This is a genomic window from Streptomyces sp. URMC 126 (genome assembly GCF_051386555.1).
In the GTDB taxonomy this organism is placed as follows: Bacteria; Actinomycetota; Actinomycetes; order Streptomycetales; family Streptomycetaceae; genus Streptomyces.
Map to the genome: position 1 here is coordinate 1 of NZ_JBPQTX010000645.1, position 888 is coordinate 888.

Annotated in this window: 1 protein-coding gene; it reads right to left on the reverse strand. The window is 74.8% G+C overall.

The window, feature by feature from the left end; all coding sequences use genetic code 11:
- Nucleotides 1-65: 65 nt before the first annotated feature.
- Nucleotides 66-587 carry an inorganic diphosphatase gene (locus ACSNOK_RS33285; protein ID WP_436784515.1) on the reverse strand — a complete coding sequence of 174 codons (522 nt, stop codon included), beginning with the start codon at nucleotides 585-587 and terminating at the stop codon, nucleotides 66-68.
- Nucleotides 588-888 lie beyond the last annotated feature (301 nt).

An 888-nucleotide genomic window follows, 5' to 3' on the forward strand; every position in this document is an offset into this window, starting at 1 on the left:
CCGCCCGGGGCGGGGCCGCCCCCACGCCCGGCGGCCGCCCCCCCCTTCTGGCCCCGCGCGTCCCGCTACCCGGCGGCCGGTCCCTCCGGCCCGGCCGGTCCCTTTTCCGCGTTCCCCGCGCGGGCCCGGGAGGCGAGGATCTCCGCCTCGGCCGCCGCGCGGTCGGCCCAGCAGGCGTTGTCGACGGACTTGCCCGGCTCCAGCTCCTTGTAGACCTCGAAGAAGTGCTGGATCTCCAGCCGGTCGTACTCCGGGAGGTGGCGCAGGTCGCGCAGGTGCTCGTGGCGGGGGTCGGTGGCCGGCACGCACAGCACCTTGTCGTCCTCTCCTTGCTCGTCCCGCATCCGGAACATGCCGATCGCCCGGCAGCGGATCACCACTCCGGGGAACGTCGGGTCCCCGGCCAGGACGAGGGCGTCCAGCGGCTGTCCGTCGGCGCCCAGGGTGCCGTCCACGTAGCCGTAGTCGGCGGGGTACCGGGTGGACGTGAAGAGCAGCCGGTCCAGCCGGATGCGCCCGCGCCGGTGGTCCATCTCGTACTTGTTGCGGCTGCCTTGCGGGATCTCCACGACGACGTCGAAGTCCACGGGCACTCCTCGGTAGGCGGCGGCGCGTCGGCTCTGACGCGGCCGGCACCCATGGTGGCGCCGAGGGCGCACGGGCACCACGGTGCGGTTCCGGCCCGGGCTCCGGGTTGGGGCGGGGCGGCATGCGGTGAGCCGGGTCGATGTGCGCGCGGGGAGGGGGTGGAGGAGCTTGCTCCCCAGTCCGGTTCGCGGTCCGGTTCGCGGTCCCGTTCGCGGTCCCGTTCGCGGTCCCGTTCGCGGTCCCGTTCGCGGTCTTCTGCACGGTCCCATCCGTGGTCGCGTCCTCGGCCCTGTCCGCCGT